Annotated in this window: 4 protein-coding genes; 1 reads left to right on the top strand and 3 read right to left on the bottom strand. The window is 65.1% G+C overall.

The window, feature by feature from the left end:
* Both AC628_RS41005 and AC628_RS41000 read right to left on the bottom strand, forming a co-directional pair.
* On the bottom strand, positions 1–3,027 hold a 3,027-nt coding region (locus AC628_RS41005), incomplete at its 3' end, for a helicase-related protein (RefSeq protein ID WP_074132493.1).
* Between the two features lie 599 nt (positions 3,028–3,626).
* A complete protein-coding gene (locus AC628_RS41000) occupies positions 3,627–4,457 on the bottom strand; it encodes a DUF3108 domain-containing protein (RefSeq protein ID WP_074132492.1) in 831 nt (276 codons plus the stop codon).
* 353 nt (positions 4,458–4,810) lie between these two features.
* Between AC628_RS41000 and rpmB the strand changes: the two genes are divergently transcribed.
* Positions 4,811–5,119, top strand: a complete 309-nt coding sequence (gene rpmB, locus AC628_RS40995) for a 50S ribosomal protein L28 (RefSeq protein ID WP_050423898.1) — start codon at positions 4,811–4,813, stop codon at positions 5,117–5,119.
* A gap of 137 nt (positions 5,120–5,256) precedes the next feature.
* On the opposite strand, the gene AC628_RS44585 is transcribed toward rpmB, so the two are convergent.
* On the bottom strand, positions 5,257–5,619 hold a 363-nt coding region (locus AC628_RS44585; protein ID WP_210190334.1), incomplete at its 5' end, for a hypothetical protein.

The following is a 5,619-nucleotide window of genomic DNA, read 5'->3' as shown; positions in this document are numbered from 1 at the left end:
GCGCTCGTCAGAGCGGCCGCCGGGACGCCAGACCTCGACGAGTTGCGGCTCGGCCGGCGTCTTCGCAGCGGCGGGAGCGGCCTCGGCAGCGGCGGCTTCGGCGGGTGCAGCATCAGCGCTCGCGGCCTCCGCAGGCGCTTCGGCGCCGGGCTCGGATGTGGTCTCCACAGCGGCTTCTGCGGCAGGTGCAGGCTCGGCTGCGGCATCGGCAGCCTCAAGAGCGGGTTCTGCGGCGGCAGCGGCAGGCGCCACAGCAACCTCCGCCACAGGCTCGGGCCTGGTCTCGACGACCACGGGCGTCGCTTCGCTGGACACCACCTCGGCAAAGCCGACATCGGGCAGCAGCGCGGCCGACGGTGCGGGATCGCCGGACACCAGCTGATCGGTAGCAGATTCCGGCGCGTCGGCCGTGACTTCGGCAGCCACCTCGACCGGCGCGTCGGCGGCGGCGTCGGACGTCGCCTCGACCGGCGGCGTCTCGGCCGCGACCGTCTCGGTTGTCTCGGCGGGCACGGCCTCGGCCGGCACGGCCTCGACCGGCGCGGCCTCGACAGCCTTCGGCGGCAGCGGCGGACGGCGGTCCACGCGATAGCCGAGCGCGCGCAGGATCGAGGCGAAGTCCTCACCGGCGGAGCCGGTCAGCGAGGTCATCGCCTGGGTCACGACAAAGCCGCGGCCGTCGAACGCGCCGGCGGGCTTCTCGCCCGGCGAGGTCTCGCGCCAGGCCAGCGCCGGGCGGATCAGATCGGCGAGCCGCTCCAGGATGTCGACGCGCACCGCGCGCTCGCCGCACTGGCGATAGCCGAGCACGCGATAGCCATCGCGCGGCAACGCCTTGTCGACCGGGAACGAGGTGCGGCCGCTACTCGCCAGATGCTGCACATTCGACAGCGCAGCCATGTCGACATTGCTCTGCTTCTCGGCCCACAGCAGCGAGGCCAGCGAGCGCGCCGCGGGCTTCAGCAGCTGCGGGAAATAGATGTGGTAGGCGCCGAACCGCACGCCGTATTTGCGCAGCGCCGCGCGCGAGGGCTGGTCGAGATCCTTCATCTCGGCCGCGATCTTCGTCCGCTCCAGCACGCCGAGCGCCTCGACGAGCTGGAAGGCGATACCGCGGGCGATGCCCTGCAAATCCTCGGCCTTCGACAGTTCGAACAGCGGCCCGAGCAGTTTCTCGATATGGGTCTTGAGCCAGAGGTCGAGCCTGGTCTGCACGGCCTCGCGCGAGGCGCCGGTCAGCCGCTCGTCGGAAATGATCCGCAGCCGCGGATGCAGCGCGTCGTCGGCCGCGACCAGCTTGGCGACCGCATCGCCGGTCCAGCGGATGGTGCCGTCGGAGGTCAGCACGAATTGCTCGTCGGGCGCCGCACCCAGTTTCTCGGCGCGCGCATCGATCTCGCGCGCCAGCACCTGCTGGGCGGCGGCTTGCAGCGCCTTGGCGTCGCTGCCGGCCTCGGCCGCATCAGGTGCGAAGGTGAAACCATCGAGCCGGCCGATCACATGGCCTTCCACGATCACTTCACCGGTCTTGCCAATTTCCGTATTCAAAACTGAGTTCTCCCGCAGGCGGCGCATCAATACACTGGTCCGCCTGTCAACGAAACGCTCCGTGAGCCGTTCATGCAGCGCATCGGATAATTTATTTTCGAGCTCGCGCGTGATCCCCTGCCAGTGGTCCGGGTCGTAGAGCCAGTCGGGCCGGTTGGCAACGAAGGTCCAGGTCCGGATCTGCGCGATCCGGCCCGAAAGCGTGTCGATATCGCCGTCGGTCCGGTTGGCCTGGTCGACCTGGGCGGCAAACCATGCGTCAGGGATACGCCCCTTTTGCATCAGGAAGCCATACAGCGTGGTCACGAGTTCGGCATGGGCGGCCGGCGACAGCTTCCGGTAGTCCGGAACCTGGCAGGCCTCCCACAGCCGCTCCACGGCCTTAGGCCCATGCGCCCATTCGCGCACCTCGGCGTCGCGCGCGACATGCTCGAGCACGCGCAGGTCCTCGGCGACAGGGGCCCGCGTCAGTGCCTCATGATTGGGCGACAGCGCCAGTGACACCTGCAACGCGCCGAGCGAGGAGAAATCGAGCTTCGCGTTGCGCCATTGCAGCATCTTGACGCTGTCGAACGTGTGGTTCTGCAGCGCATTGACGAGCTCCGGCTCGAACGGCGCGCAGCGTCCCGTCGTGCCAAACGTGCCATTGCGCGTCGCGCGGCCGGCGCGGCCCGCGATCTGGGCGAATTCGGCCGGCGTCAGCCGGCGGAACTGGTAGCCGTCATATTTGCGGTCGGAGGCGAAGGCGACGTGATCGACGTCGAGATTGAGCCCCATGCCGACCGCGTCGGTGGCGACGAGATAATCGACGTCGCCGTTCTGGAACATCGCGACCTGCGCATTGCGCGTGCGGGGCGAGAGCGAGCCCAGCACCACGGCCGCGCCACCATGCTGGCGGCGGATCAATTCGGCGATCGCGTAGACTTCGTCCGCGGAGAACGCGACGATTGCGGTGCGTCGCGGCTGCCGCGTGATCTTGCGGTCGCCGGCGAATTCGAGCTGCGACAGACGCGGCCGCGTGATGATCGAGGCGCCCGGCAACAGCCGCTCGATCATGGGGCGCATCGTCGCAGCGCCCAGCAGCAGCGTCTCGTCGCGGCCGCGGCGATTGAGGATGCGGTCGGTGAAGACATGCCCGCGCTCGAGATCTGCCGCGATCTGGATCTCGTCGACGGCGAGAAAGGACACATCGAGATCGCGCGGCATCGCTTCCACGGTCGAGACCCAGAAGCGCGGCGCCTTCGGCTTGATCTTCTCCTCACCGGTCACCAGCGCGACATTGTCGACGCCGGCGCGGTCCGCGATCTTGTTGTAGACCTCGCGCGCGAGCAGCCGCAGCGGCAGCCCGATCAAGCCGGACGAATGCGCCAGCATGCGCTCGATCGCCAGATGCGTCTTGCCGGTGTTGGTCGGCCCCAGCACCGCGGTGACGCCTGCACCGGGCGCGCGGTCATTTCCGAACGAAGTTGAGAAAGCCATATTTTGCAGGTGTTTCTTGTTGCGGCGGCTGACTGTCAACCGTCATTGCGAGGAGCGAAGCGACGAAGCAATCCAGCCATCCGCGCATGCTCGAAAGAGTGGATTGCTTCGCTTCGCTCGCAATGACGAAAAAACAGTCGAGGGCATCATCTGGGCCGAATCTGTCTCACAATGCGACGCTTTCCGCGCCGCCCTTAAGCTTCGGAACGAGTCTAGAACGAATCGCGGCCGAATCGCTGACTCCATTCCAGGCTCGAAACGTTCACCGCAACATCTCGGGTAGGCTGACGGCGGCGGCACTAGATCAAGTTTGAGAGGGCTCCACAAGCTGGGGATATGCGGACTGAATTCCTTAAGTTCCAGGGGTGACCGAGTCGAATCAGAAGCGGGCAAGAGTCAACTGGATTCCGGTGACGTTTGTTGCATTCCCTTGCGTTCGGGAAGCGCCTCGAAAGCACCCTCTCCCCTTGTGGGAGAGGGTGGATTCGATGCGGCAGCATCGAATCCGGGTGAGGGGTCTGTCTCCGCGGAGAGAACCCCTCATCCGTCGCGGACTGCGTCCGCGCCACCTTCTCCCACAAGGGGAGAAGGTGAAGGGGCTACTGCGTCTTTGCCACGCGCGGCGGCGCGGCTGTCGTCACGAACGACGTCGCTTCCAGCATGGCCTGGCCGAGCGGGGTCGGGATCGTCATGCGGAACGGCACCAGAAGGCGGGTGCCTGCGATCGGCACGAAGGCGATCTCGATGTTGCGCTGGGCGGCGAGGTATTTGATCACGGGGCGATCCGGGATGTAGCCCGAGATCGGCACGAAATAGAGCGCGCAGACCAACGCCGGGCCGTGATAGCCGCGCTCGGCCTTGACGATCTCGACCCGCTTGAAATCCAGCTTGAGGTCGTAGCGCATGCGGCCGTCGAACACGCCGGCGCCGGTGCGGCAGACGTCCGGGCTCATCAATTCGGCATTGCCGGGCGCGCGCAGGAACGAGCCGGTCATCGGATCGAACACGTTCTTCTTCTGCGCCTCGGTCACCGGCAGGCGGTCGGCATCGACCGGCGGCTCCGGCTCGATCGCGGATTCCTTGATGCCGCCATTGGCGAGCACCATCCGGATCGTCTCGGACTTCTTCGAGGTGGTGGTGGTCGCGGTGTAGGACGAGGCCACGAGCGAACCGCTGACGACGCGGCCCTGCGAGGCGCCCGAGCCGGTGCCGCCGGAAAATGCCTTCAGGAGGCCCGCGGTGCCGCCCTGGGCTGCGGCCGAGAAGGTGTCGTCGCCGATTTCGATGGTCCAGCTGCCCTTGCCGACCGGGATACCAGCGAGCGTCGCCTCATACTGGGCGTCGAGCCGCCCCTGCGCGCTGGCGCGTTCGGCACAAAACAGCAGCAAGGCACCCGCGCACAGGCCGAGGAGCCGGCCGAGCGGGGGCAAAATGGCAATGGCGGTGGTCACTTAACCTACCTGACGGTCCTGCTATCGGCGCTCTATTCGCTGTCCATCGGGACGTTCAATTCGGCCGGACAACGTGCGCATCTCTTATGGAACCAAGACTTGCAGCCGAATACGCCCTTTATATGGTTGCCATTTCAGCTGTTAAGTGGCTGGAACGGCTTATGAACCGGCATTCTCCGGTAGCGCCATGCAGCGATATAATCTTGACGCTTGGGCGATCTCCCCCTATACACCCGCGGTTCCTGGAAAATGGACGCGAATTCAAAACCCCCGCGCGGGCCGTGCGAATGCACGCCTGACAGAGAGGCGGGGATGGAAAAGGATTTTGTAAGATGTCCCGGCGCTGCGAACTGACGGCCAAGGGCCCCCAGACGGGCCACAAGGTGAGCCACTCGAACATCAAGACCAAGCGGCGCTTCCTGCCGAACCTGGCCAACGTGACCTTCATCTCGGATGCGCTCGGCCGCAACGTGCGCCTGCGCGTCTCGACCAACGCGCTGAAGAGCGTCGACCACAATGGCGGCCTCGACGCCTATCTGCTCAAGGCCAAGGCCGACGTGCTCTCGCCCCGCGCCCTCGAACTGAAGCGCGCGATCGAGAAGAAGGTCGGCAAGCCGGCGCCGGTGAAGAAGGCGAGCTGAGCGAAGCTGCGACAGCGGAATTCGCGGAGAGAGAGTTTTGAACGGCCGGGTCGATGACCCGGCCGTTTTTGTTTTCTCGGCGCGTGAGCTGCAGCAACTGTCCGCTCGAAGCGGCCTCAAACACACGCCTCTGGGTACTACTCGGCAGCTAACATGATTTCATGCAGATTGCCGATGCGATCCAAAACGGCCGAGTATTGATCTTTTTGCAGCAGACGCAGTTCATCGGTGAGGTGAATTCTCTTCGCGTCATTCGGAATCACATCAGACCCTACGCCATCCAACGACAGTGTTCCCAAGATCAATTGCTGCCCAGGAAGGACGCGTGAGAAGATGAATTGAAAGATGGCTGCAGCGTTATCTTTGTCTTGCTCTTGTTGCAGCGGAGAATCGAGAACGAGGGGACAAACGATCGACGGATTAAAATTGGCCATGGTTTTAAGGAAGGCAAATTGCTGAGCTAGCAATGATCGCGGCAAATCACTCCCTAGCGCGTTTGT

Origin of the sequence: Bradyrhizobium sp. NAS96.2, assembly GCF_001908235.1 — a bacterium.
Taxonomy (GTDB): Bacteria; Pseudomonadota; Alphaproteobacteria; order Rhizobiales; family Xanthobacteraceae; genus Bradyrhizobium.
This window is presented reverse-complemented; position numbering and strand designations above follow the sequence as displayed.